The sequence below is a fragment of the Streptomyces sp. NPDC005533 genome, assembly GCF_042871845.1.
Taxonomy (GTDB): Bacteria; Actinomycetota; Actinomycetes; order Streptomycetales; family Streptomycetaceae; genus Streptomyces.
Map to the genome: position 1 here is coordinate 181,233 of NZ_JBIAJH010000003.1, position 24,850 is coordinate 206,082.

The 24,850-nt window shown below is 72.2% G+C and carries 19 protein-coding genes; 15 read left to right on the forward strand and 4 right to left on the reverse strand.

All coding sequences use genetic code 11. The annotated features are described in order from the left end of the window. Positions 1-66 precede the first annotated feature (66 nt). On the reverse strand, positions 67-2,508 hold the full coding sequence (locus ACFYP3_RS04510; protein ID WP_388826594.1) for a bifunctional SulP family inorganic anion transporter/carbonic anhydrase: 2,442 nt from the start codon (positions 2,506-2,508) through the stop codon (positions 67-69). A gap of 235 nt (positions 2,509-2,743) precedes the next feature. On the opposite strand from ACFYP3_RS04510, the gene ACFYP3_RS04515 reads away from it, so the two are divergent. Further along, positions 2,744-4,048 carry a hypothetical protein gene (locus ACFYP3_RS04515; protein ID WP_388826596.1) on the forward strand — a complete coding sequence of 435 codons (1,305 nt, stop codon included), beginning with the start codon at positions 2,744-2,746 and terminating at the stop codon, positions 4,046-4,048. On the opposite strand, the gene ACFYP3_RS04520 is transcribed toward ACFYP3_RS04515, so the two are convergent. Then, on the reverse strand, positions 4,002-5,042 hold the full coding sequence (locus ACFYP3_RS04520; protein WP_388826599.1) for an ATP-binding protein: 1,041 nt from the start codon (positions 5,040-5,042) through the stop codon (positions 4,002-4,004). The genes ACFYP3_RS04515 and ACFYP3_RS04520 overlap by 47 nt on opposite strands. Positions 5,043-5,151: 109 nt before the next feature. On the opposite strand from ACFYP3_RS04520, the gene ACFYP3_RS04525 reads away from it, so the two are divergent. Next, positions 5,152-5,973: an oxidoreductase gene (locus ACFYP3_RS04525; RefSeq protein WP_388826602.1), complete on the forward strand. Its 822-nt coding sequence runs from the start codon at positions 5,152-5,154 to the stop codon at positions 5,971-5,973. 369 nt (positions 5,974-6,342) lie between these two features. Here ACFYP3_RS04525 and ACFYP3_RS04530 read toward each other — a convergent pair whose 3' ends face one another. Continuing rightward, the gene (locus ACFYP3_RS04530; RefSeq protein WP_388826605.1) at positions 6,343-7,218 is read right to left on the reverse strand and encodes an HAD family hydrolase; all 876 of its coding nucleotides are present in this window, start codon (positions 7,216-7,218) and stop codon (positions 6,343-6,345) included. Positions 7,219-7,669: 451 nt separating this feature from the next. On the opposite strand from ACFYP3_RS04530, the gene ssd reads away from it, so the two are divergent. The 7 genes from ssd to ACFYP3_RS04565 are packed head-to-tail and all read left to right on the forward strand — an operon-like array spanning position 7,670 to position 12,618. After that, a complete protein-coding gene (ssd, locus tag ACFYP3_RS04535; protein ID WP_388826608.1) occupies positions 7,670-8,854 on the forward strand; it encodes a septum site-determining protein Ssd in 1,185 nt (394 codons plus the stop codon). Further along, positions 8,851-9,999 (forward strand): TadA family conjugal transfer-associated ATPase, encoded by a 1,149-nt coding sequence (locus ACFYP3_RS04540; RefSeq protein ID WP_388826611.1) that lies wholly within the window; start codon positions 8,851-8,853, stop codon positions 9,997-9,999. The genes ssd and ACFYP3_RS04540 overlap by 4 nt, the downstream gene beginning before the upstream one ends. A 38-nt stretch (positions 10,000-10,037) precedes the next feature. Beyond that, positions 10,038-10,880 carry a type II secretion system F family protein gene (locus ACFYP3_RS04545; protein ID WP_388826895.1) on the forward strand — a complete coding sequence of 281 codons (843 nt, stop codon included), beginning with the start codon at positions 10,038-10,040 and terminating at the stop codon, positions 10,878-10,880. Further along, positions 10,880-11,659: a type II secretion system F family protein gene (locus ACFYP3_RS04550; RefSeq protein ID WP_388826614.1), complete on the forward strand. Its 780-nt coding sequence runs from the start codon at positions 10,880-10,882 to the stop codon at positions 11,657-11,659. The genes ACFYP3_RS04545 and ACFYP3_RS04550 overlap by 1 nt, the downstream gene beginning before the upstream one ends. 50 nt (positions 11,660-11,709) lie before the next feature. Further along, the gene (locus ACFYP3_RS04555) at positions 11,710-11,907 is read left to right on the forward strand and encodes a DUF4244 domain-containing protein (protein ID WP_351286394.1); all 198 of its coding nucleotides are present in this window, start codon (positions 11,710-11,712) and stop codon (positions 11,905-11,907) included. Next, positions 11,894-12,280: a TadE family type IV pilus minor pilin gene (locus ACFYP3_RS04560; RefSeq protein ID WP_388826617.1), complete on the forward strand. Its 387-nt coding sequence runs from the start codon at positions 11,894-11,896 to the stop codon at positions 12,278-12,280. Before ACFYP3_RS04555 ends, ACFYP3_RS04560 begins: the two co-directional genes overlap by 14 nt. Continuing rightward, positions 12,277-12,618: an Rv3654c family TadE-like protein gene (locus ACFYP3_RS04565; protein ID WP_388826620.1), complete on the forward strand. Its 342-nt coding sequence runs from the start codon at positions 12,277-12,279 to the stop codon at positions 12,616-12,618. Before ACFYP3_RS04560 ends, ACFYP3_RS04565 begins: the two co-directional genes overlap by 4 nt. 91 nt (positions 12,619-12,709) lie before the next feature. Here ACFYP3_RS04565 and ACFYP3_RS04570 read toward each other — a convergent pair whose 3' ends face one another. Continuing rightward, complete coding sequence (locus tag ACFYP3_RS04570; RefSeq protein ID WP_388826623.1) at positions 12,710-15,187, reverse strand: DEAD/DEAH box helicase; 2,478 nt, start codon at positions 15,185-15,187, stop codon at positions 12,710-12,712. Positions 15,188-15,268: 81 nt separating this feature from the next. On the opposite strand from ACFYP3_RS04570, the gene bldG reads away from it, so the two are divergent. The 6 genes from bldG (at position 15,269) to topA (ending at position 24,629) form a co-directional block, all read left to right on the forward strand. Further along, positions 15,269-15,610 (forward strand): anti-sigma factor antagonist BldG, encoded by a 342-nt coding sequence (gene bldG / locus ACFYP3_RS04575; RefSeq protein WP_008743037.1) that lies wholly within the window; start codon positions 15,269-15,271, stop codon positions 15,608-15,610. A 122-nt stretch (positions 15,611-15,732) separates the two neighbouring features. Then, positions 15,733-16,173 (forward strand): ATP-binding protein, encoded by a 441-nt coding sequence (locus tag ACFYP3_RS04580; RefSeq protein WP_388826628.1) that lies wholly within the window; start codon positions 15,733-15,735, stop codon positions 16,171-16,173. A gap of 257 nt (positions 16,174-16,430) precedes the next feature. Then, positions 16,431-18,836 carry a sodium-translocating pyrophosphatase gene (locus ACFYP3_RS04585; protein WP_388826631.1) on the forward strand — a complete coding sequence of 802 codons (2,406 nt, stop codon included), beginning with the start codon at positions 16,431-16,433 and terminating at the stop codon, positions 18,834-18,836. A gap of 163 nt (positions 18,837-18,999) precedes the next feature. After that, positions 19,000-19,566 carry a small secreted protein gene (locus ACFYP3_RS04590; protein WP_388826634.1) on the forward strand — a complete coding sequence of 189 codons (567 nt, stop codon included), beginning with the start codon at positions 19,000-19,002 and terminating at the stop codon, positions 19,564-19,566. A gap of 107 nt (positions 19,567-19,673) precedes the next feature. Then, positions 19,674-21,188 carry a methyltransferase gene (locus ACFYP3_RS04595; RefSeq protein ID WP_388826637.1) on the forward strand — a complete coding sequence of 505 codons (1,515 nt, stop codon included), beginning with the start codon at positions 19,674-19,676 and terminating at the stop codon, positions 21,186-21,188. Between the two features lie 612 nt (positions 21,189-21,800). Beyond that, the gene (gene topA / locus ACFYP3_RS04600; RefSeq protein WP_388826640.1) at positions 21,801-24,629 is read left to right on the forward strand and encodes a type I DNA topoisomerase; all 2,829 of its coding nucleotides are present in this window, start codon (positions 21,801-21,803) and stop codon (positions 24,627-24,629) included. The last annotated feature ends 221 nt before the right edge of the window (positions 24,630-24,850 follow it).

Consider the following 24,850-nt stretch of genomic DNA (forward strand, 5'->3'; position numbering starts at 1 on the left):
GGCCCCTTCCCGCTGCAGGGTGCGGGAAGGGGCCAAACGATTGCACGGATAGCGGAGAGTATCGGTTCAGGCGTGCTGGCCCACGGTGTCGAAGACCCGGCAGTCGAAGAAGTCCTCGCCCTCGGAGAGCAGGTAGGCCTGCGCCTCACCCACGTGGAAGTACATGCCGTGCAGTTCCAGCGTGCCCTCGGCGAGCCGCCTGGCCACCGATTCGTGTGCCCGCAGGTGCTCCAGCTGCTGGACCACATTGGTCAGGCACAACTGCTCCACCGCGTCCGCCGGGAGCCGGCCGGAGATCCGGGCCCAGGCGTGGTCGCGACTGGCCATCCGCTCCAGGCTGGGCAGCCCGTGCCGCAGCCAGCGGCGCAGCGGGGTCATCGGCAGCCCGGGCGCGGAGCTGAGCAGGGCCTGCATGGCCCCGCAGCCCGAGTGCCCGCACACCGTGATGCTGTCGACCTTCAGCACGTCCACGGCGTACTCGATGGCCGCGGCGACGGAGTCGTCCGTGGACTCCGCGCCGGGCAGCGGGACCAGGTTGCCGACATTGCGGACCGTGAACAGGTCGCCCGGCCCGCTGGCCGTGATCATGCTGGTCACCAGGCGGGAGTCCGCGCAGGTGAGGAAGAGCTGCGAAGGCCGCTGCCCCTCGCGGGCCAGCCGGGCCAGCTCGTCCCGCACGTGGGGGGCGGTGTCCCGCTGGAAGGCGGTGATCCCGCTCGCCAGCTGTCCGGCGCCGCGCCGCCGGGACGCGGTCGGGCCGGCCTGCCCGCCGGCGGCCTCCGCCTGCGCCTCGGTGGTCGCCGCGGCTGCCTTGGCCGCGGCGGTGGCAGTGACCGTACGGGTGCCCGCGGGGCGGTGGTCGCAGTGGTTCTGCCAGGGTGTCCAGGGCCGGCAGCACTGGTGCACCCCGCGCTGCGGCGCGCGGCGGGACCGGTCCCCGTGGTGGCTCGCGTCGGCGGGCCGACCGTCGGGCCCGTCGGCGGGCGCGGCCACGGGCACGGCCTCCGGCAGTCGCGCCGACGATCCGCCGCGGCCGGTGACCTCCAGCGAGCCCCCGTGCGCCAGGTGGGAATCCTGCCAGTCGTGCAGCGTCTCGTAGGCCGCGTGGTCCATGAAAGAGCCGTCCAGCTCGATCACCACGTGCCCGTCGTGCGGAATCCGGTTCAGCTCCCGGCTCAGCCGGGGTACCGCGAGGAAGGTCAACTGCCCGCGTACACGCATGCGGTGGACCCCGTCGTCCAGTCGCTCCACGGTGATCCGGGTCCGGGCGAGCCGGTGCAGGGCCAACGCGACGGCCACCGCGATACCGATGGCCACGCCTTCGAGGACCCCGCCGAGGACCACGGCGACGATGGTCGTGCCGTAGACGAGGATCTCGCGGTGCCGGGTGACACTGCGCAGGTGCGTGATGTTGACCATCTGCACGCCGACCGCCATCACCAGCGCGGCCAGCGCGGCCAGCGGGATCAGGTCGAGGACCGGGACGAGCAGACCGGCCGCCAGCACCACCCAGAGGCCGTGCAGCATGGTCGATCGGCGACTGACCGCACCGGACTTGACGTTGGCCACACTTCGGACGGCCACACCCGAGACGGGCAGTCCCCCGAGCGCGCCGGAGACGATGTTCGCCGCACCCTGCCCCCACAGCTCACGGTTGAGGTCGGCACGGGGCGGGCGGTTGTCCGTACGCCGCTCGGAGGCGATCAGCTTGTCCGTCGCGACCGCGGAGAGCAGGGATTGCACGCTGCCGACCAGGGCGATGGTCAGGACGGCGGCGAGGATGCCGAGGACCGGGCCGTCGGGTACCTCGGGCAGGGCGTGGCTGCGCCAGGACGGCAGGTCCACCCGGGGCAGCGAGAGCCCGGACAGTGAGGCGACGGCGGTGGCCCCGGCCACGGCGGCCAGTGCGGCGGGGGCCTTGCGCAGGACCCGGCCGACCCGTCCGGGCAGCCATGGCCAGGCGAGCAGGACGGTGAGGGTGAGGACGCTGACGCCGAGTGCCGCAGGGTGCAGATCGGCCAATTGGGCGGGCAGCCCGAGGACATTGGCCACGGCGGAGCTCTGGGGATTGCCGCCGAGCACGATGTGCAGCTGGGCGAGAGCGATCGTCACGCCGATCCCGGCGAGCAGGCCGTGCACGATGGCCGGGCTGACCATCAGGGCCGACCGGGCCGTGCGCAGCGCGGCGAGGCCGAGCTGGCACACGCCGGCGAGCACGGTGATCGCGCAGGTGGTGCGCCAGCCGTAGTGCTGGATCAACTCGGCGGTGACCACGGTGAGTCCGGCGGCGGGCCCGCTCACCTGGAGCGGAGCGCCACCGAGCCAACCGCCGACGATCCCGCCGACCGCCGCGGCGACCAGCCCCGCCTGGAGCGGGGCCCCGGTGGCCAGGGCGATGCCGAGCGAGAGCGGCAGGGCGATCAGGAAGACGGCGATGGAGGCGGAGAAATCGGTGGGGAGGTCCTTGCGGATCTCCCGGGGCGCACGGGTGGGGGAAGTGACTGTCATGGGTTCCCGTCTCCTCGGGGGAGGGATGAAGCGGCGGGAGTCTCAACACTCGGTAAATGGATGGTAATGGAGAGTAAAGGTGTGCGGTGAATAATGCGGGCAAATGGCTTATGAATTAGCACTCAAGAGTGATTAAGCATTTTGTACGGCTTGTCATACCTTCCTCAAAGCTGACCGCGTGGGAGGTTGCGGCGCGGAAGTCCTGCGATGGAACTGCGAGGGAGAGGTGGGGCGGATGATCGCCGCCACGAAGAAGATCGCCGGTGGCCTCGTCGCCACGGCACTGGTCCTGGGAGTCGCCGGGTGCAGCGCCTCGGGTCCCGCCAAGTCACCGGCTCCCGGGGCGCCGAACGCACGGAAGGGTGCCGGGGCGGAGGCCCCCGGCAGCGTCAACCGGCCCATCGGCGACGGTTCGACCGCGTACACCGGCCTCCAGCCGAACGTGCAGAAGCCGCAGAAGCTGAAGCCCGGCGAAAAGCCGCCGCAGTTCGTGGTGTTCTCCTGGGACGGGGCCGGCGAGGACAGCCAGAAGCTCTTCTCGCACTTCCGCGAGGTCGGCAAGCAGTACAACGCCCGCATGACGTACTTCCTCAGCGGCGTCTACATGCTCCCGGAGGAGAAACGTTCCCTCTACACGGCACCGCAGCACTCGCCCGGCCGCTCCGACATCGGGTTCGGCGATCTCCAGGGCATCAAGGACACCGCCACCCAGGTCCGCGCGGCCTGGCTGGAGGGCAACGAGATCGGCACCCACTTCAACGGGCACTTCTGCGGCCCCGACGGCGGCGTCGGCACCTGGTCCGTGGACGAGTGGAAGAGCGAGATCAACCAGGCCAAGTCCTTCGTCAAGAACTGGAAGACCAACGCGGGCCTGAAGACCATGGAGGCGCTCCCCTTCGACTACGACAAGGAGCTCATCGGCGCCCGCACCCCCTGCCTCGAAGGCCAGAAGAACTTCATGCTGGCGGCGAAGGACATGGGCTTCCGCTACGACTCCAGCGGCATCAGCAAGCAGATCTGGCCCAAGAAGACGGACGGGCTCTGGGACGTCCCGCTCCAGCTGGTGCCCATGCCCGGCCGGGCCTTCGACACCCTGAGCATGGACTACAACTACATGGTCAACCAGTCCGGGACGACCTCCCAGGGAGACCCCTCGCAGCACGCCTACTGGGGCGACCAGATGCGTGACGGCCTGCTGGAGGCCTTCGACCGCGTCTACCAGGGCAACCGCGCGCCGCTGATCATCGGCAACCACTTCGAGTCCTGGAACGGCGGCACCTACATGCGCGCCGTCGAGGAGTCCATCAAGACCATGTGCACCAAGCCGGAGGTCCGCTGCGTGCCGTTCCGCGAGCTGGTGGACTGGCTGGACGCCCAGGACCCGAAGGCCCTGGAGTGGATGCGCACCCTCGACGTCGGCGAGGCGCCGAAGCAGGGCTGGGCGAAGTTCCTGACCGCGGGGCCGCCGGCGCCGCCGGCAGCCCCCGCGGGCGTCAAGCCGGCTGCGGAGCCGGCTGAGGAGAGTGCGGACGAGGGCTGACGAAGGACTCGCCCGCCGCGCTGCCCGCGACACCCTCGCGCAGGGTGAAACCGGGGTCGACCTGGTCCGCCAGGTCGACCCCGGTCTTGGCGTTCCCCCAGCTCTCCGCGTTCTTGAGGTGGAAGCGCACCATCTGCTCGGTGTACCGGTCCCAGTCGCGGTGGGCGTACGAGTCGTCGGCCGCGTCCTGGAGCGCCTGGAGGGCGAACCGGTTGGTCGCCTCCAGCAGCTCGAAGGCGGCCGGACGGCCCTTCTCCATGGCCCGTACCCAGTCGGAGTGCCCGACGGTGACCAGCAGGTCCTCGCCCACCTCGTCCTGGAGGAACTCGATGTCCTCGGGGCCCTGCACCTTGTTGCCGATGACCTTCAGCGTGACCCCGAAGTCCCGCGCGTACTCCTTGTACTGGCGGTAGACGGAGACGCCCTTGCGGGTCGGCTCGGCCACCAGGAAGGTCATGTCGAAGCGGGTGAACATGCCCGAGGCGAAGGAGTCGGACCCGGCCGTCATGTCGACGACCACGTACTCGTCCGGGCCGTCGACGAGGTGGTTGAGGCACAGCTCGACCGCCCCGACCTTGGAGTGGTAGCAGGCCACGCCGAGGTCGGCCTCGGTGAACGGCCCGGTGGCCATGAGCCGCACGGGCTCCCCGTCCAGCAGGAGCGTGCGCGCGCAGGCCTCGTACACCGGGTTGTCCTCGGTGACCCGCAGCAGGCGCGAGCCCCGGCCGGGCGGGGTGGTCTTGATCATCGTGTCGGCTGACGCGATGCGCGGGTTGGAGCCCCGCAGGTACTCCTTGATCAGGGGCAGGTGCGCGCCCAGGGCGGGCAGTTCGGCGGCCTCGTCCTCGCCGAGGCCGAGCGCGGCACCGAGGTGCTGGTTGATGTCGGCGTCCACCGCGACGACGGGAGCCTCATTGGCGGCGAGGTGGCGGATGAAGAGGGAGGACAGCGTGGTCTTGCCGCTGCCGCCCTTTCCCACGAAAGCGATCTTCATGTTCACTAAGCGTAGTGGGTAAGTAGCACAGTGTTGTCAAGGTGAGTGAAGAAGACCACTCCAAGGAGGGGTCGGTGCTATGGGTGCGCAGTGCGTAGGCTCCCTACTTATGAGTAGCGCTTCTGACCCGTTGGTCGCCCTGGCCGGGCTGCCGGGTGTCGCCGAGTCCGTGGATTCCGTACGCAAGGCCGTGGACCGGGTCTACGGGCACCGGGTGATGCGTCGCCGCAGTGGTGAGATCACCTCGGAAGCCGCCCTGCGCGGGGCCCGCGGGAGCGCGGCGCTCTCCGGTGCGGACTGGGCGCTGGAAGAGGTGCGGCGCCGCACCGACTTCGGATCGGAGCCGGAGGCGCTGACCGTGGGCGCGGCCCTGCGGCTCACCGCGGAGGCCGGGCAGCTGCTGAGCATCTGGCGCCAGTCGCCGCTGCGGGTCCTCGCGCGCCTGCACCTGGTGGCTTCCGGGTCGACGGCCGAGGGTGACGTGGTCGGCCGCCCCCGTCTGGCCGGCGAACGGGTGGTGGAGCCCCTGGTGGACCTCCCGCTGCCGGGCGCCGAGGAGGTCGCGGGCCGGCTGGACGGGCTGTCCCGCCTGATCATCGCCGGTGGCTCCGCCCCGGCCCTGGTCACGGCGGCGGTGGTGCACGGCGAGCTGCTGGCCCTGCGCCCGTTCGCCTCGTACAACGGGCTGGTCGCGCGGGCGGCCGAGCGGATCGTCCTGATCAACAGCGGTCTGGACCCGAAGGCGATCTGTCCGGCGGAGGTCGGTCACGCGGAGCAGGGGCGCGAGGCGTACCTGGCCGCTTTCGAGGGCTACGTCTCCGGCACCGCGGAGGGGATGTCCGCGTGGATCGCCCACTGCGGGCGGGCGATCGAGCTCGGGGTGCGCGAGTCGACGGCGGTGTGCGAGGCCCTGCAGCGCGGCGCGGCCTGACGCGGGGCGGATCGGGCCCGGACATGGGTTGCGGCGACACCGTACTGCTTTGGTGTCGCCGCTGGCATTCACGCCGAGTTACCAAGCGTCCTCGATAGTTGCCCATCAGGTCGGGGACTTTGCCCGTTACCTGGTGCGGCTGGCCCGTAATCGACGGGTCGACGTCGCGTGGGTACTCGGCGTTCATGCTTCGGTCCGTGGGCCTTACTGCGTTTTAAAGATGATCCTCTCGGATGTTCTTTGGTCTCGCGGGCCGTTGCTCTATTTGTACTCCGCTTGGGAGCCATGCGAAACCCCTGGCTCCACTTTTTACTATCCGGGACGAGTTCGGGTGAAACGGACAGCCCGTATCGGTGCAGCTCAGGACATTCAGGCAGACGCGGCGGCGGCGAGCGCGTGGGCCCGGCGCCGGCTCGCGTACCAGACCAGCCCCGCCGTGGCGGCGGCCGCGCCCACGGCGGCCGCGGCGACCAGGGCCGGGCGCGCGGGCATCGACAGCCCGCGCACCCGCTGCTTGAGCCGCACCGGGCGGTTGAACACCAGCACGGGCCACTCGCGGGCCACGGCTTCCCGCCGCAGCGCCCGGTCGGGATTGACCGCGTGCGGGTGTCCCACGGCCTCCAGCATCGGGATGTCGGTGGCCGAGTCGCTGTAGGCGTAGCAGCGGGCGAGGTCGTACCCCTCGGACTCCGCGAGCTCGCGCACGGCTTCCGCCTTCGTGGGCCCGTAGGCGTAGTACTCGATCTCCCCGGTGAAGCAGCCGTCCTCGCCCACGACCATGCGCGTGGCGACGACCCGGTCCGCCCCGAGCATCTCCCCGATGGGCTCGACGACTTCCGCGCCGGAGGTCGACACGATCACGACGTCGCGACCCGCGGTGTGGTGGGCCTCGATCAACGAGGCGGCCTCGTCGTAGATGATCGGGTCGATGAGGTCGTGGAGGGTCTCCGCGACGATCTCCCGTACCTGCTGCACGTTCCACCCCTTGCAGAGGCCGGACAGGTACTCCCGCATCCGTTCCATCTGGTCGTGGTCGGCGCCGCCGGCCAGGAAGATGAACTGCGTGTACGCGGTCCGCAACACGGCTCGCCGGTTGATCAGGCCGCCTTGGTAGAAGGACTTGCTGAACGTCAGGGTGCTCGACTTCGCAATGACCGTCTTGTCCAGGTCGAAGAAGGCTGCGGTGCGAGGCGAGGAGTGCGGCAAGGGCTGATTTTCCACGCCCCGAGCATATGCGCCCACCATTCGGCGTAAGGTGTGGCGCGTGGGTTTGCCTGAGAAGGCTCTCGGGTACACCATGGAAGTCACGGATCGTTCGCGACCGTGCTAACCCGGTCTGGCTCCTCCCCCCCCGAGTCGGACCGTGGGGACGACCCCCGCTCTCCCCCCCGGCGGGGGTCGTCGCATGTCCGGACGCGGTTCGCGTCCCCTCCTTCGGCCCCAAGTGACCATGTCTGCGGCCCTCCTCTTCTGCGGGGCCGACGCGGCGAAGGCCCTCACCACATCAGACTCGTGACGCTGCGTAGTGGTTCCGCCGCGCTCCGGAACTCACCTGGGAGGGTGACCGGGTTATTCACAATCGACGGGTTGTCCACAGATATCGAGCAAGATCCACTTGTTTTTCCTGATCGCTGCACGGTGATTCCAGCCGCGAAGTCCGCGGTGCTGGATTTGCAGTGAGAAGGGGGCCGAGATCATGGCTCGATCGAAGTCGTGCGAAACGCCGGAGTCCGCGGTGGCGGGGGGCGGAGCGGGGGTCCCGGCCGCACCCGGTGGGGGCCGGCCGCTGATCATCACCGAGGACCCCGTGCTCCTCGACGACCTGCTGAGGCTGTGCGCCGCCGCGGGCGCCGAGCCGCACGTGCGCCACGGGGTGGCCGAACAGGACGGAGCGGGCGGCCCGGCCGGCGCAAGCGACCCGGGCTCCGCAGGTGTTGGCTGGGAATCCGCGCCGCTCGTGCTCGTCGGGGACGACGCCGCGGGGCGGGTGCGGGGGGCGCCGCGCAGGACCGGCGTGTTCCTCGTCGGCCGCGACCTCGACGACCCCCTCGTGTGGCAGCGCGCGGTGGAGATCGGTGCCGAGGAGGTGCTGCGCCTTCCCGACGCCGAGAGCCTGCTCGTCGACCGCATCGCCGACGTCGTCGAAGGGGCCGGACGGCCCGCCCTCGCCGTCGGGGTGATCGGCGGCGCCGGCGGGGCCGGAGCCTCCACCCTCGCCTGCGCGCTCGCCGTCCGGGCCGCCCGCGCCGGGGAGCGGACCATCCTCATCGACGGCGATCCCCTCGGCGGGGGCATGGACGTGCTGCTCGGCGGCGAGAGCGCCGAGGGGCTGCGCTGGCCGGACTTCGCGGCGTCGCGGGGGCGGGTCGGCGCCGGAGCCCTGGAGGAGTCCCTGCCCGAGCTGCACGCCCTGCGGGTGCTCAGCTGGGACCGCGGGGACCGGGTGGTGGTGCCGCCCGCTGCGATGCGGTCGGTGGTGGCCGCCGCGCGCCGCCGGGGCGGGGTCGTGGTGGTCGACCTCCCGCGGCGGGTGGACGAAGCCGTGGCCGAGGTGCTGGCCCAGCTCGACCTGGTGCTGATGGTGGTGCCGGGTGAGCTGCGGTCGGTGGCCGCCGCGGGCCGGGTGGCGGCCGGAGTGCGGATGGTGGCGCGGGACGTGCGCGTCGTCGTACGGGGCCGCTGCCCGGGCGGTCTTGATCCGGAGGCCGTGGCCGGGCTGCTGGGTGCGCCGCTGGCCGGCGAGGTGCCGGTCGAGGTGGGACTTCCGGGGCGGGTGGCCGAGGGGGAACCGCCGGGGGCGCAGGGGCGGGGCGCGTTGGCCCGCTTCTGCGACGGCTTCTGGCAGCGGGCGCTCGGTCCGTCCCAGGGGGTGCCGGCATGAGCGCGGTACTGCTGGACGCGGTGCGCCGCCGGCTCGCCGAGAGCGGGGCGGAACCGACCCCGGCGCGGGTGGCGGCGGCCCTGCGCGCCCAGGGCCGGCTGCTCGGTGATGCCGAAGTGCTGGGTGTGGCCGCGGAGTTACGGTCCGAGCTGGTCGGCGCCGGCCCTCTGGAGGCGCTGCTGGCCGACCCGGAGGTCACCGATGTGCTGGTGGCGGCCCCCGACCGGGTGTGGGTGGACCGCGGTGGCGGGCTGGAACTGACCGGGGTGACCTTCGCCGACCCCGAAGCCGTGCGCAGGCTCGCCCAGCGCCTGGCCGCCGTGGCGGGGCGGCGCCTCGACGACGCCCGGCCCTGGGTGGACGCCCGCATGCCGGACGGCACCCGGCTGCACGCCGTGCTGCCGCCGGTGGCGGTCGGCTCGGCCTGCCTCTCGCTGCGGGTGGTGCGGCCGCGGGCTTTCACGCTGGAGGAGCTCGTCGTGGCGGGCACGCTGCCGCCCGGCGGACACCGGCTGCTCCGCGAGATGGTCGAGGCCCGGCTGTCGTTCCTCGTCTCCGGCGGCACCGGAACCGGCAAGACCACCCTGCTCAGCGCCCTGTTGGGGCTGGTCGGGCCCGGTGAGCGGATCGTGCTGGCCGAGGACTCGGCCGAGCTGCGCCCCGACCATCCGCACGTGGTGCGGCTGGAGACCCGGCCGGCCAATCAGGAAGGGGCTGGCCTGGTCACCCTGGCGGACCTGGTCCGGCAGGCGCTGCGGATGCGGCCCGACCGGCTGGTGGTCGGAGAGGTGCGGGGCGCCGAGGTGGCGGATCTGCTCGCCGCGCTGAACACCGGACACGAAGGAGGCTGCGGCACGGTCCACGCGAATGCCGCCGCCCACGTCCCGGCCCGGCTGGAGGCGCTCGGGACGGCTGCCGGACTCGACCGGGCCGCCCTGCACAGCCAGTTGGCGGCCGCGCTGACCTTGGTGCTCCACCTCGTCCGGGACCGTGAGGGGCGCCGACGCCTGGCCGAGGTGCACGTGCTGGAGCGGGACGCCGCCGGACTGGTGGTCACCGTACCGGCGCTGCGCTGGTCTGCCCGGGGGTTCGTGCGCGAGCAGGGCTGGGACCGGCTGCGTCCGCTGCTGCGAGGTGTCCGGTGAGCGCCGCGGCGGGGCTGCCCGTGCCGGTGTTCGCCGGGATGATCTGCGCCGGGGCGGCCGCCTGGGGGCTCTCCGGGGGCGACCGCGTGGCCCGGCGGGCCCGGGTGGTACTGGCCGGGGGCGCTCCGGCGGTTCCGGGCGGCCCGCTGCACTGGGAGCGGCTGCTCATCGCCGTACGGGTGCGGGCCGCGAGGTGGCGCGAGTGGGCCTGCCTCGGAGCCGGTCTCCTGGTCGCGGTGCTCGGCGGGTCGGTGATTCCGTTGCTGGCGGGCGCGGCGGCGCTGCCGCTGCTGCGGCGATGGCTGCGGGTACGGGCGCGGGAACGGGCCCGGGCGGCGCGGGCCGCCGAGGTGGTGGCCCTGTGCGGGGCGGTGGTGGGCGAGCTGCGGGCGGGGGCCCAGCCCGGGCAGGCGCTGACGGCGGCGATGCGGCGCACCGCCCCGGGCCCCGGCGGGCCGGGAGCGGCCGAGGCGGGCGTGCTGGCCGCCGCGGCGTTCGGCGGGGACGTGCCGGGAGCGCTGCGCCAGGCGGCGAGGGAGTCCGGCGCGCAGGGGCTGGCCGGGATGGCTGCCTGCTGGCGGGTGTCCGTGGACGGCGGTGCGGGGCTGGCCGCCGGGCTGGACCGGCTGGAGGGGGCCCTGCGGGCGGAGCGCGACCGACAGGAGTCGCTGCGGGCCCAGTTGGCGGGGGCGCGTTCGACGGTGCTGGTGCTCGCCCTGCTGCCGCTGGTGGGCCTGCTGATCGGCACCGGACTGGGGGCGGATCCGCTGAGGGTGCTGCTGCACACCCCGATGGGCTGGGGGTGCCTGCTGGCGGGCGTGCTGCTGGAGGCGCTGGGTCTGCTGTGGTGCCGGCGGATCGTACGGGCGGGGGAGCGGTGATGGACGGCGTCTTCGTCCACAGGCTGGGGATCGCGCTGTGCGTCGCGGTGGCGGCCCTCTGGCTGGTCGGGTCGGCGGTGGTGGCGCGGGTCCGGGAGCGGGCGGCCCGGCGCAGGATCGCGGCGCTGCTCGGGGCGGAACAGGTCCCTCGCGGAGCGGCGTTCGCTTCCGCGGTACGGGGCGCGTCGGTGGCATGGGCCGCGCCGGCCGGGGCGCTGTTGGCGGGCTGGGTGCTCGTCGGCGGGCCTGCGGGTGCGGTGGTCGGCGTGCTGGCCGCGATCGGCGTGTGGCGGTGGCGGGCCAGGGCGCGGCCGCCGGCCGAGGTCGATGCGGGGGAGGCGGAGCGTCAGCTGCCGTTCGCCGCAGATCTGTTGGCCGCGTGTCTGGCGGCCGGGGCGGGGCCGGTGGAGGCCGCGGAAGTGGTCGGGGAGTCACTGGGCGGCCCGGTGGGCGAGCGGCTGGCGCGGGCCGGGGCGGAGCTGCGGCTCGGCGGCGAACCGGGCGCCGGGTGGGGGAGGTTGGCGGAGATACCGGGCGCCCGGGCACTCGCGGAATGCCTGGAACGGGCCGCCCGGACGGGGGTGCCGGCGGCCGAACCGGTCTCCCGGCTCGCGTCGGGCCTCCGGGAGGACCGGGCCCGCCGGGCGGGAGCCAGGGCGCAGCGGGCGGCGGTGCTCGTCACCGCGCCGGTGGGGCTGTGTTTCCTCCCCGCTTTTCTCGCGATCGGGGTGGCACCGGTGGTGATCGGAATGGCCTCGGGACTTCTCTCGAACACCTGACGTCGCATTGACCACACACATCAACAACGGAAACTCACAGGAGGTTTGCCATGAGGATCATCTGGTTTCGGCTGCGGACGGCATTGAGCGGGCGCGGGGGCGACGCGGGGATGTCCACCTCGGAATACGCCATGGGCACGATCGCGGCCTGCGCATTCGCGGCCGTTCTCTACAAGGTGGTGACGAGCGAAGTCGTCGCGACGGCCCTTCAGTCGACCATCGGGAAGGCGCTCGATGTGCCCTTCTGAGGGGAAGTCGCCGGCGCGCCGGAAAATCGGGGACCGGGGATATGTGACGGCCGAGGCCGCCCTCGTGATCCCGGCGCTGGTGCTGTTCGCGGCGCTGCTGGTGTGGGCCCTGATGGCGGCGGCCGCGCAGATCCGGTGCGTGGACGCGGCCCGGGCCGGCGCCCGGGCGGCGTCCCGCTCGGAGCCGGCCGCGGTGGCCGTGGCGGCGGCCGAGGAGGCCGCGCCGCCGGGGGCGCGGGTGGAGCTGGAGCGGGTCGGCGACCTCTGGCGGGTCCGGGTGGCGGCGCCCGCGCCGGGGCCGGGCGGGCTGCCCGTACGGCTCGGGGCGCAGGCGGTGGCCCTGGCCGAGGACAGCGTGGGGCCGCCGCCGTGAGCCGGGACCGGGGCTCGGCCACGGTCTGGGCGGCCCTGGTGGCCACGGTGCTGGGCGCGGTGTTCGGCGGGGTGCTGCTGCTCGGCCAGGCCGTGGTGGCCCGGCACCGGGCGGCCGCCGCCGCGGACCTCGCGGCGCTCGCGGCGGCGGCCACCTGGGCGCACGGACCGGAGACCGCCTGCGCCACGGCGCTGCGGGTGGCCCGGGCTCAGGAGGCGGCGCTCGCCGGCTGCCGTCTCCACGGGGAGGTCGCCGAGGTGACGGCCCGGGTGACGGCGGGTCCCTTCGCCCCCGCCGTCGCGGCCCGTGCGGGCCCGCCTCGGGCGTCGCCGGAGTGAGGCGGGGCCAGGGGACCGGTGCGGGACTCGGGAGGTGCCAGGGCCCGGGTCAGGGCCTGGCACGGGCCGATGGACGGGTCAGTGTGCGGGCTCAGTGGGCGGGCTCGGCGGGCGGGGTCGGTGGGGATTCGGCGAGGAGCCGGGTGAGGAGGCGGATGGCACCACGTTTGTGGAGGGGGTCGTTGCCGTTGCCGCATTTGGGGGACTGGATGCAGGAAGGGCAGCCGGCCTCGCACTCGCAGGCGGCGATCGCGTCACGGGTCGCCGTCAGCCAGGCGGCGGCGGTGTGGAAGGCCCGCTCCGCGAAGCCGGCCCCGCCGGGGTGGCCGTCGTAGACGAAGACCGTGGGGAGGAGGGTGTCGGGATGCAGCGGCACGGAGACGCCGCCGATGTCCCAGCGGTCGCACGTGGCGAACAGCGGGAGCATGCCGATGGAGGCGTGCTCGGCGGCGTGCAGAGCTCCGCCGAGGATCTCCGGGTTGATCCGGGCCTCGTCGAGCTGGTCCTCGGTCACCGTCCACCACACGGCCCGGGTGCGCAGGACGCGGGGCGGCAGGTCCAGCTTGGCCTCGCCCAGGACCTCGCCGGTGATCAGTTTGCGGCGCAGATAGGAGACGACCTGGTTGGTGACCTCGACGGAACCGAAGCAGAGCCGGGCCGAGCCCCACGGGATCTCGGTCTCGGTCTCCAGGATGGAGATGGAGGTGGTGTCGCGGGCGGTGGTGGAGAAGGGCGGATCGGCCTCCTCCACGAGGGCCGCCGCATCCTCGAGGTCCAGATGCTTCACGAGATACGTGCGGCCCTGGTGGAGGTGGACGGCCCCGTCGTGGACGGCGGTGTGGGCGGCGGACTCGTCGACCGTGCCCAGCAGCCGGCCGGTGGCGGCCTCGACGATCTGCACCGGGCGGCCGCCGCCGCCCCGGATGTCGGTCAGGTCCGAGGCCCGCTCCCGGCGGGTCCAGTGCCAGGCCGTCGCCCGGCGGCGCAGCAGCTTCGCCGCTTCCAGCTGGGGGAGGAGTTCTTCGGTCGTCGGGCCGAAGAGGTCCCGGTCGGCGTCGGTCAGCGGCAGCTCGGCCGCGGCCGCGCACAGGTGGGGGGCGAGGACGTACGGGTTGTCGGGGTCGAGGACGGTGGCCTCCACCGGTTGGCGGAACAGCGCCTCGGGGTGGTGGACCAGGTAGGTGTCCAGGGGGTCGTCGCGGGCGATCAGCACGGCCAGGGCGCCCTGGCCGGCCCGCCCTGCGCGGCCGGCCTGCTGCCACAGGGAGGCCCTCGTACCGGGGTACCCGGTGATCAGTACGGCGTCCAGCCCGGAGACGTCCACGCCCAGCTCCAGGGCCGTCGTGGCGGCCAGTCCCAGCAGCTCGCCGGAGTGCAGGGCCCGCTCCAGGGCCCGGCGCTCCTCGGGCAGGTAGCCGCCCCGGTAGGCCGCGACCCGCCGGGCCAGCGAGCGGTCCACCGCAGCGAGCCGCTCCTGCGTGATCACCGAGATCAGCTCCGCGCCGCGCCGGGAGCGGACGAAGGCGACCGTGCGGACCCCTTGGACCACCAGGTCGGTCAGCAGGTCGGCGGTCTCCGCGGTGGCCGTTCGGCGTACGGGAGCGCCCTTCTCGCCCCGCAGCTCGGTGAGGAGCGGCGGCTCCCACAGGGCGAAGACCACCTCGCCGCGCGGAGAGGCGTCGTCGGTGATCTCTATCACCCGTACGCCGGTCAGCCGGGACGCGGCGGCCGCGGGGTCGCTGGCCGTGGCGGAGGCCAGCAGGAAGACCGGTTCGGAGCCGTAGCGGGCGCACAGCCGCCGCAGCCGGCGCAGGACCTGAGCCACGTGGGAGCCGAATACCCCGCGGTAGGTGTGGCACTCGTCGATGACGACGTAGCGCAGGGCCCGCAGGAAGGAGGACCAGCGCGGGTGGGCCGGGAGGATCCCGCGGTGCAGCATGTCGGGGTTGGTCAGGACGTAGTTCGCGTACTGGCGCACCCACTCGCGTTCCTCGACGGGCGTGTCCCCGTCGTAGACGGCGGGCCGCACGGCGTTGCCCAGCGGGGCGGCCAGCTCCCGTACGGCCCGCCGCTGATCGGCCGCCAGGGCCTTGGTGGGGGCCAGGTACAGGGCGGTGGCACCCCTGCCGTTCGGGGCCTCGGCGCCGTCCGCGAGGGCGGAGAGCACGGGCGCGAGGTAGGCCAGGGACTTGCCCGACGCGGTGCCGGTGGCGACGACCACGGACTCGCCGTCCAGGGCGTGCTCGGCCGCCGCGGCCTGGTGCTCCCACGGATGGTCGATGCCCGCGGCCTGGATCGCGGCTACGACATCCGTTCGGATGCGATCGGGCCAGACTGCATGACGACCCGCCCGAGGGGGCAAGTGCTCCGTATGGGTGATGCGCGCAGCTCGGGAAGGCCCCCGTGACAGGCGGTCCAGGACCGTGCCGGGAGTGGGTCTTGGGTCCACGGGTGGCTTGGGCCGTCCGGGACCGTGAGTATTGGCCATTGGAACCGAGTGTGTCACCGGCGTGCGGGACAATGGTCCGAAGGCGTCGTGCGCGCCTGCCGGTAAGTGATTGAATGCCATCGCGGCAGCCAATCCCTCGCCTACCTTCGGGTGGGGAGGCCCCTAGGGGGCGCCGCTCGATAGCAAGGTGCTGGAGGATCCGTGGACCTGTCCCTGTCGACTCGCACTGTCGGCGACCGTACGGTCGTGGAGGTCGGTGGCGAGATTGATGTGTATACCGCGCCCAAGCTGCGCGAGCAGTTGGTCGAGTTGGTGAACGACGGCAGCTACCACTTGGTTGTCGACATGGAGCGAGTGGACTTCCTCGACTCCACCGGACTTGGTGTGCTGGTGGGAGGTCTCAAGCGCGTCCGTGCGCACGAGGGTTCGCTGCGCCTGGTGTGCAACCAGGAGCGCATCCTGAAGATCTTCCGCATCACCGGTCTGACCAAGGTCTTCCCGATCCACACCACGGTGGAAGACGCCGTCAACGCCACCGACTGACGTCTCCAGGCGGCCCTCGGCGGCCTTCGGGCGGCCGGGAGCCGGCAAGGAGAGCGGGGGTACCGGGCCGTGGACGGCCCGGGCCCCTGTCAAGGCACGCCCGTAGTCCGAGGGGGACGCGCATGGCCACCGTTGAACTGCGCTTCAGCGCCCAGCCCGAACACGTCCGGACGGCCCGCCTCGTCGCGGCCGCCGTGGCGCGCCGGGCCGGTGTGGAGGAAGCCGTCCTCGACGAGGTCCGCCTCGCCGTGGGTGAGGCCTGCTCGCGTGCCGTCGGACTGCATCGCAGCTACGGGCTGACCGGGCCCGTCCGGGTGGTCCTGACCGAGGAGGACAAGACGTTCTCCATCGAGGTCGGCGACGAGGTGCCCGCGCCCGGCGGTGGCTCGGGCGAGGCCGTGTCCGGACTCGACGCGGCCCTCGACCCCGACACCGACACGGAGGACGAGATGGGTCTCGCCGTGATCAGCGGGCTCGTCGACGACGTCGAGGTGACCAGTGGTGAATCGGGCGGGACCATCCGGATGAGCTGGCCCGTGTCCGGGTCCTCCGATCTTCCCTGAGATCCACCGGGCGTACGGCCCTTCATATCTTCCGATCTTTATCAAGGCCCTGCTGAGCAGGGCCTTTTTCATTTCCCTAGATCAATGACCGGCCGTCAATGCCTTTGTCCCATTACCACTTTCGAGGGTAATGGAGTGACGCGATCTATTGCTGAGGAGCAAGAGCACGCCAATTGCGTTTCCTGCGCACTGTTTTGATCGGGGCGCGCTCCCTACAATCCGTCCACATCTTGAGCTCATCACGTCAAGGAGGACGAATGACGGGGCTCTTCACCCCTATCGCGCCGGATCGCACCACGGATCTGGCATCCGCAGTACTCACCGATGACAATCGGCTCATCGTGATCGTCATTGCGGCCGTGGCACTCGCCGCACTCGTCGTCGCGCAGATCCTGGTCCGCCAGGTCCTCGCCGCCGACGAGGGAACCGACAGCATGAAGAAGATCGCCGCGGCCGTCCAGGAAGGCGCCAACGCCTACCTCGGCCGGCAGCTGCGCACCCTCGGCGTCTTCGCCGTCGTGGTCTTCTTCCTGCTCTTCCTGCTTCCCGCAGACGACTGGACGCAGCGGGCGGGACGTTCCGCCTTCTTCCTCGTGGGTGCCATCTTCTCGGCGGCCACCGGCTACATCGGCATGCGTCTCGCGGTCCGCGCCAACGTCCGCGTCGCCGCCGCCGCACGGGAGGCGACCCCCGCCGAGGGAGAGCCCGCCAAGGACCTGACCGAGGTGGCCCACAAGGCGATGAAGATCGCCTTCCGCACGGGCGGCGTGGTCGGCATGTTCACCGTCGGCCTGGGCCTGTTCGGCGCCTCCTGCGTCGTGCTGGTCTACGCCGCCGACGCCCCCAAGGTCCTGGAGGGCTTCGGTCTCGGCGCCGCCCTGATCGCGATGTTCATGCGCGTGGGCGGCGGCATCTTCACCAAGGCCGCCGACGTCGGCGCCGACCTGGTCGGCAAGGTCGAGCAGGGCATTCCGGAGGACGACCCGCGCAATGCCGCGACCATCGCCGACAACGTGGGCGACAACGTCGGAGACTGCGCCGGAATGGCGGCCGACCTCTTCGAGTCCTACGCGGTCACCCTGGTGGCCGCGCTCATCCTCGGCAAGGCCGCCTTCGGCGACCTGGGCCTCGCCTTCCCGCTGATCGTCCCCGCGATCGGCGTCGTCACCGCGATGATCGGCATCTTCGCGGTCTCCCCGCGACGCTCCGACCGCAGCGGCATGACCGCCATCAACCGCGGCTTCTTCATCTCCGCCGTGATCTCCCTGGTGCTGGTCGCGATCGCCGTCTACGCCTACCTGCCGGCCACCTACAAGGAGCTCATCGGCGTCGAGGACGCGGCGATCTCCAACCACTCCGGTGACCCGCGGATCCTGGCCGTCGTCGCCGTCGCGATCGGCATCGTGCTGGCGGCCCTGATCCAGCAGCTGACCGGCTACTTCACGGAGACCAACCGCCGTCCCGTCCGGGACATCGGCAAGTCCTCCCTGACCGGCGCGGCCACCGTCGTCCTCGCCGGCATCTCCGTCGGCCTGGAGTCCGCCGTCTACACGGCGCTGCTCATCGGTCTCGGCGTCTACGGCGCGTTCCTGCTCGGCGGTACGTCGATCATGCTCGCGCTGTTCGCGGTGGCCCTGGCCGGCACCGGCCTGCTCACCACCGTCGGCGTCATCGTCGCCATGGACACCTTCGGGCCCGTCTCCGACAACGCCCAGGGCATCGCCGAGATGTCCGGCGACGTCGAGGGCGCCGGCGCGCAGGTCCTGACCGACCTGGACGCCGTGGGCAACACCACCAAGGCCATCACCAAGGGCATCGCCATCGCCACGGCCGTGCTCGCCGCGGCGGCGCTCTTCGGCTCGTACAACGACGCGATCGCCACCGCGGTCAGGGAAGTCGGGGCCAAGGCCGGGGAGATGAACCTCAGCCTGGACATCGCGCAGCCCAACAACCTGGTCGGGCTGATCCTGGGTGCGGCGGTCGTGTTCCTGTTCTCCGGCCTCGCCATCAACGCGGTCTCCCGCTCCGCGGGCGCCGTGGTCTACGAGGTGCGCCGCCAGTTCCGCGAGCACCCCGGGATCATGGACTACACCGAGAAGCCCGAGTACGGGCGCGTCGTCGACATCTGCACCAAGGACGCGCTGCGCGAGCTCGCCACGCCCGGCCTGCTCGCCGTCCTCACCCCGATCGCCGTGGGCTTCTCCCTCGGCGTGGGCGCGCTCGGCTCCTTCCTCGCCGGCGCCATCGGCACGGGCACGCTGATGGCGGTCTTCCTCGCCAACTCCGGTGGTGCGTGGGACAACGCGAAGAAGCTCGTCGAGGACGGCCACCACGGCGGCAAGGGCAGCGAGGCCCACGGCGCGGTCGTCATCGGCGACACGGTCGGCGACCCGTTCAAGGACACCGCCGGTCCCGCGATCAACCCGCTGCTCAAGGTCATGAACCTGGTGGCGCTGCTGATCGCCCCCGCCGTCGTGCAGTTCAGCTACGGCCCGGACACCAACCCGACCGTGCGGGCGATCGTCGCGGTCCTCGCGATCGCCGTCATCATCGGCGCGGTGTACGTGTCCAAGCGCCGCGGCATCGCGGTCGGCGACGAGACCGAGGGCGGAGCCGCCGAGCGGGTGGCCCAGCAGCCGGCCGACCCCGCGACGGTCTCCTGACCCGAGGTCCCGGCAGCAGGACGGGCGGGGCCGGGCAGGGCCGGCCGTACGCCCGAAGGGCGGACAGGCAGCGCGGACTGACGCGCCGTCTGTCCGCCTTTGTGCGTCCCCGGATGGCAGGCGTGTATCTTCCGGGCCGAGAGCCTTCGAAGGGACCAATCCGGTGAACAAGAAGCTTGCGGCCGCATTGTCGGGCGGTGCGGTGCTGATGCTCGTCCTGTCCGGCTGCGGCGGGGACGAGACCGACGAGAAGGCCAGCGCCTGGGCCAAGAAGGTCTGCGACAAGTGGCAGCCCGAACTGAAGAAGATCGAGACCGCCAACGCCGACATCAAGCGCGTGGCGACGGAGAGCAGCAAGCCCGAGGAGGTCCAGCAGACCGATTCCGCGGCTTTCGCGACCATGTCGGAGTCGTACAAGACCATGGGGGCCGCCCTGCAGTCGGCGGGAGTTCCGCCGGTCAAGGACGGCGCGGCGACTCAGCAGGAGGCCGCCAAGGGCTTCGAGTCGACGTCCAAGGGGTACGCCGACCTGAAGACGAAGATGGACGCTCTCGACCCCAAGGAGCAGACGAAGTTCGCCGACGGCCTGAAGGAGGTCGCGGGCGGCCTCCAGGAGGCGACGAAGGGCGGCCAGGACGCCCTCGCCACGCTCAACGCGGGCGGTCTGGACAAGGCGATCAACGCCCAGAAGGGCTGTCAGGTCGCCGCGCCGTCGCCCACGCCGAAGTAGGGCGTCCGCTCAGGGCGGCCGGGTCCCGGAAGGGGCCGCGGCCGCCCTTTCGCGCGTACGGGGCCCGGCTGATCGGCAGGAGGGGCCCCAGCGGACACAATGGACGCGTGAGTACCACCAGCCTTCCCACGTCCGCCCATGCCGCCGAACTCCGCAGTGCCCTGCTGGCCGCCGGTTTCACCGCCGACGGGCTGCTCGACCTGCTCGGCGCCCCCGCCTACGCCGCCCTGGCCCGCAGCGAGACGGTCCCCGCCCTGCGCGCCACGCGCGGCGCCGGCGACGGCCCGCTCGCGAGCCTGGTCCGGCTGTTCCTGCTCCAGCAGCCCGAGCCGTACGTGAACGCCGCCGCCGCGCTCCCCGTCGACGCGGCCCTGGCCGACGGCTGGCTCCGGCTGGAGGGCGACGAGGTGCACGCGACCGTCGACGTACGCCCGTACGGCGGCCCGGACGGCGAGGACTGGTTCATCGTCTCCGACCTCGGCTGCGCCGTCGGCGGGGCCGGCGGGATCGGCAGCCGTGAGGAGGGGGTGGTCCTCGGCGTCGGCGGTGCCTCCACCACGCTGGCCGGGATCACCGTCCGCACCCCCGTCGGCTCCGCCCTCGACGTCGGCACCGGATCGGGCATCCAGGCGCTGCACGCCTCCCGGCACGCGACCCGGGTCACCGCCACCGACGTCAACCCGCGCGCCCTGGACTTCACCCGTCTGACGCTGGCCCTGTCGGGCGCACCGGAGGCCGAGCTGCTCACCGGGTCCCTCTTCGAACCGGTCGGCGAGGCGACGTACGACCTGATCGTGTCGAACCCGCCGTTCGTGATCTCCCCGGGTGCCCGGCTGACGTACCGCGACGGCGGAATGGGCGGCGACGACCTGTGCCGGACCCTGGTCCAGGGGGCCGGAGCACGGCTCAACCCGGGCGGGTACGCGCAGTTCCTCGGCAACTGGCAGCACGTCGAGGGCGAGGACTGGCGCGACCGGCTGCGCTCCTGGGTGCCGCAAGGCTGCGACGCCTGGATCGTGCAGCGTGACGTGCAGGACGTGACGCAGTACGCGGAGCTGTGGCTGCGCGACGCGGGCGACCACCGGACCGACCCCGAGGAGTACGCGCGGCGGTACGAGGACTGGCTGGACGAGTTCGAGGCCCGCAAGACGAAGTCCGTCGGCTTCGGCTGGATCACCTTGCGCCGGTCGGACGCCGCCGAGCCCTCGATCGTGGTCGAGGAGTGGCCGCACACGGTGGAGCAGCCGCTCGGCGAGGCGGTGCTCGCCCACTTCGCCCGCCAGGACTACCTGCGGGAACACGATGACGCGGCGCTGCTGGAGGCGTACTTCGTGCTGGCCGAGGAAGTCGTGCAGGAGCAGGTCGGCGCGCCCGGCGCGGAGGACCCCGAGCACGTGGTGCTCCGGCAGAACCGCGGGATGCGGCGCGCCACCAAGGTCGACACGGTCGGCGCGGGCTTCGCCGGAGTGTGTGACGGCTCACTGACCGCGGGCCGGATCCTCGACGCGATCGCGCAGCTGGTGCAGGAGGATCCGGTGGTGCTGCGGGACCGGACGCCCGAGTCCATCCGGATGCTGGTCGAGCAGGGATTCCTGGAGCCGGGGCGGGGCCCCGCGCACTAGCGGCGCCGGGATGTAACCCGGAGTTCGCCCGCTGTATCCCCGGGGCTGGCAGTGTCCTGCGCAGCGGGTTCCGGGGGGAATCCCGAGGGTGGCCCGGGGGTAGGGGGAGCGGCACGGAAAACGGTCCGGCGATCTTCGCGCCGGCCGTGTTCCTGCTGTTCGGGGCCGCTCTGCCAGCCTGGACGGGGGCGCGCGCCCTGCACCGCGAGCCGGTGGCCGAGAGCGTGCGCCCCCGCCGTGGCGGCCGCGCTGATCCGGCTCGCCGAAGGGGGCTCGCCGGCGGGGGCTCGCCGGCCTCGGGGCGTGGTGCCTCGCCCGGCTCCGACACCGGAGTGCGAGGGTCCGTACGAGGGCCCGGTTCGGCCCCGATCCGGCCGGGAAAGCCGACGTGGGACGGGGTGCGGGAGCGGCGCCGGACGGCCCCGCGGCCACCCGGCCCGGTGATCGGGAACGCCCCGGCGCGGCATCCGGGCGGCAGAAACGGCACTTGTCGGGTTACCGTTCGAGTGGCCGTTGCGGGCTTCTGCCGTTTGACACGGGGGCGGGTTGTACCGTCACACTCCGCAGCGTCGCCGTACCGCGACCGAGTGCCGACCGGAGAGAAGAGCCAAGTTGTCCCCGACTAGCGAGACCGCAAAGGGCGGCCGCCGACTCGTCATCGTCGAGTCCCCAGCCAAGGCGAAGACGATCAAGGGCTACCTCGGCCCGGGATACGTCGTCGAGGCGAGCGTCGGGCACATCCGCGACCTCCCGAGCGGCGCGGCCGAGGTTCCCGACAAGTACACCGGTGAGGTCCGCCGTCTCGGCGTCGACGTCGAACACGACTTCGCGCCGATCTACGTCGTCAACGCGGACAAGAAGGCCCAGGTCAGGAAGCTCAAGGAGCTGCTGGCCGAGTCCGACGAACTCTTCCTCGCCACCGATGAGGACCGCGAGGGCGAAGCCATCGCGTGGCACCTGCAGGAAGTCCTCAAGCCCAAGGTCCCCGTCCACCGGATGGTCTTCCACGAGATCACCAAGGACGCGATCCGCGACGCCGTCGCCAACCCGCGCGAGCTGAACCAGCGCATGGTCGACGCCCAGGAGACCCGCCGCATCCTCGACCGCCTCTACGGCTACGAGGTCTCGCCGGTCCTGTGGAAGAAGGTCATGCCGAAGCTGTCGGCGGGCCGCGTGCAGTCGGTGGCCACCCGTCTCGTCGTCGAGCGGGAGCGCGAGCGCATCGCCTTCCGCTCCGCCGAGTACTGGGACCTGACCGGGACCTTCTCCACCGGCCGCGCCGGTGACGCCTCCGACCCCTCGACGCTGGTCGCCCGCCTGAACACGGTGGACGGCAAGCGCGTGGCGCAGGGCCGCGACTTCGGCTCGAACGGGCAGCTCAAGAGCGAGGTGCTGCACCTCGACGAGGCGAACGCTCGGGCGCTCGCCGCCGCGCTGGCGGACGCCTCGTTCGCCGTCCGCTCGGTCGAGTCCAAGCCGTACCGCCGTTCCCCGTACGCCCCCTTCCGTACGACGACGCTCCAGCAGGAGGCCTCGCGCAAGCTGGGCTTCGGTGCGAAGGCGACGATGCAGGTGGCGCAGAAGCTGTACGAGAACGGCTTCATCACCTACATGCGTACCGACTCCACCACGCTGTCCGACACCGCGGTGTCGGCGGCGCGGGCGCAGGTCACCCAGCTCTACGGGGCCGACTACCTGCCGGAGAAGCCGCGCGTCTACGCGGGCAAGGTCAAGAACGCGCAGGAGGCGCACGAGGCGATCCGGCCTTCGGGTGATCGTTTCCGCACCCCGGCCGAGACGGGTCTGACCGGCGACCAGTTCCGCCTGTACGAGCTGATCTGGAAGCGGACCGTCGCCTCCCAGATGAAGGACGCGGTCGGCAACAGCGTCACCGTGAAGATCGGCGGCCGGGCCTCCGACGGACGCGACGCCGAGTTCACCGCCTCCGGCAAGACGATCACCTTCCACGGCTTCATGAAGGCGTACGTCGAGGGCGCGGACGACCCGAACGCCGAGCTCGACGACCGCGAGAAGCGCCTGCCGCAGGTCGCGGAGGGCGACGCGCTCGCCGCCGAGGAGATCACGGCGGACGGGCACTCGACCAAGCCGCCGGCCCGCTACACCGAGGCCTCGCTGGTCAAGGAGCTCGAAGAGCGCGAGATCGGCCGCCCGTCGACGTACGCGTCGATCATCGGCACGATCCTCGACCGCGGCTACGTCTTCAAGAAGGGCACGGCGCTCGTGCCGTCCTTCCTGTCGTTCGCCGTGGTCAACCTGCTGGAGACGCACTTCGGCCGGCTCGTCGACTACGACTTCACCGCGAAGATGGAGGACGACCTCGACCGCATCGCGCGGGGCGAGGCCCAGTCCGTGCCGTGGCTGAAGCGCTTCTACTTCGGCTCGGAGGACGCGACCGAGGTCGTGCCGGCCGACGGGGACCACCTGGGCGGTCTGAAGGAGCTGGTCACGGACCTGGGCGCGATCGACGCCCGGGAGATCTCCTCCTTCCCGGTCGGCGAGGGCATCGTGCTGCGCGTCGGCCGCTACGGGCCGTACGTGGAGCGGGGCGAGAAGGACGCGGAGGGCCACCAGCGCGCCGACGTCCCCGACGACATGGCCCCGGACGAGCTGACGGTCGGGTACGCGGAGGAGCTGTTCGCGAAGCCGAGCGGCGAGTTCGAGCTGGGCAAGGACCCCGTCAGCGGCAACGAGATCGTCGCCAAGGACGGCCGCTACGGACCGTACGTGACGGAGATCCTGCCCGAGGGCACCCCGAAGACGGGCAAGAACGCGGTCAAGCCGCGCACGGCCTCGCTCTTCAAGTCGATGTCCCTCGACACGGTGACCCTGGACGAGGCACTGAAGCTGATGTCGCTGCCGCGCGTGGTCGGCGCGGACGCCGAGGGCGTGGAGATCACGGCCCAGAACGGCCGCTACGGCCCGTACTTGAAGAAGGGCACGGACTCGCGGTCCCTGGAGACCGAGGACCAGCTCTTCTCGATCACGCTCGACGAGGCGCTCGCGATCTACGCACAGCCGAAGCAGCGGGGCCGGGCCGCGGCCAAGCCGCCGCTGAAGGAACTGGGCACGGACCCGGTGAGCGAGAAGCCGGTGGTCGTCAAGGACGGCCGCTTCGGTCCGTACGTGACGGACGGCGAGACGAACGCGACGCTGCGGCGGGACGACGACGTCGAGACCATCACGCCGGAGCGGGGCTACGAGCTGCTCGCGGAGAAGCGCGCGAAGGGCCCCGCCAAGAAGACGGCGAAGAAGGCGCCCGCCAAGAAGGCCCCGGCGAAGAAGGCGACAGCGACGAAGACCGCCGCCGCGAAGAAGACGACGGCGGCCAAGAAGACGACCGCGAAGAAGACGACCGCGAAGAAGACCGTGGCCAAGACGGCGGTGGCCGAGAAGACCGCCGCCGCGCCCGCGGACGAGTAGGACGAACAGGACGAACCGTCCGTACGAAGAGCCCCGTGCCCGACCGGTACGGGGCTCTTCGTCCGCCCGAGCCGGATCCGGCCCCGCCGGCGTGCGCGGCGCGGGGTCCGGGGCCGGGGCGGGAGCGCCGGGAAGGCGGGTCCGGGAAGGTGGGTCCGGAGTCACACCCGGCCTTGTCCACAGGCTTCCGCACCCGCCAAGCGCAGCGGATAGGCTGGGCG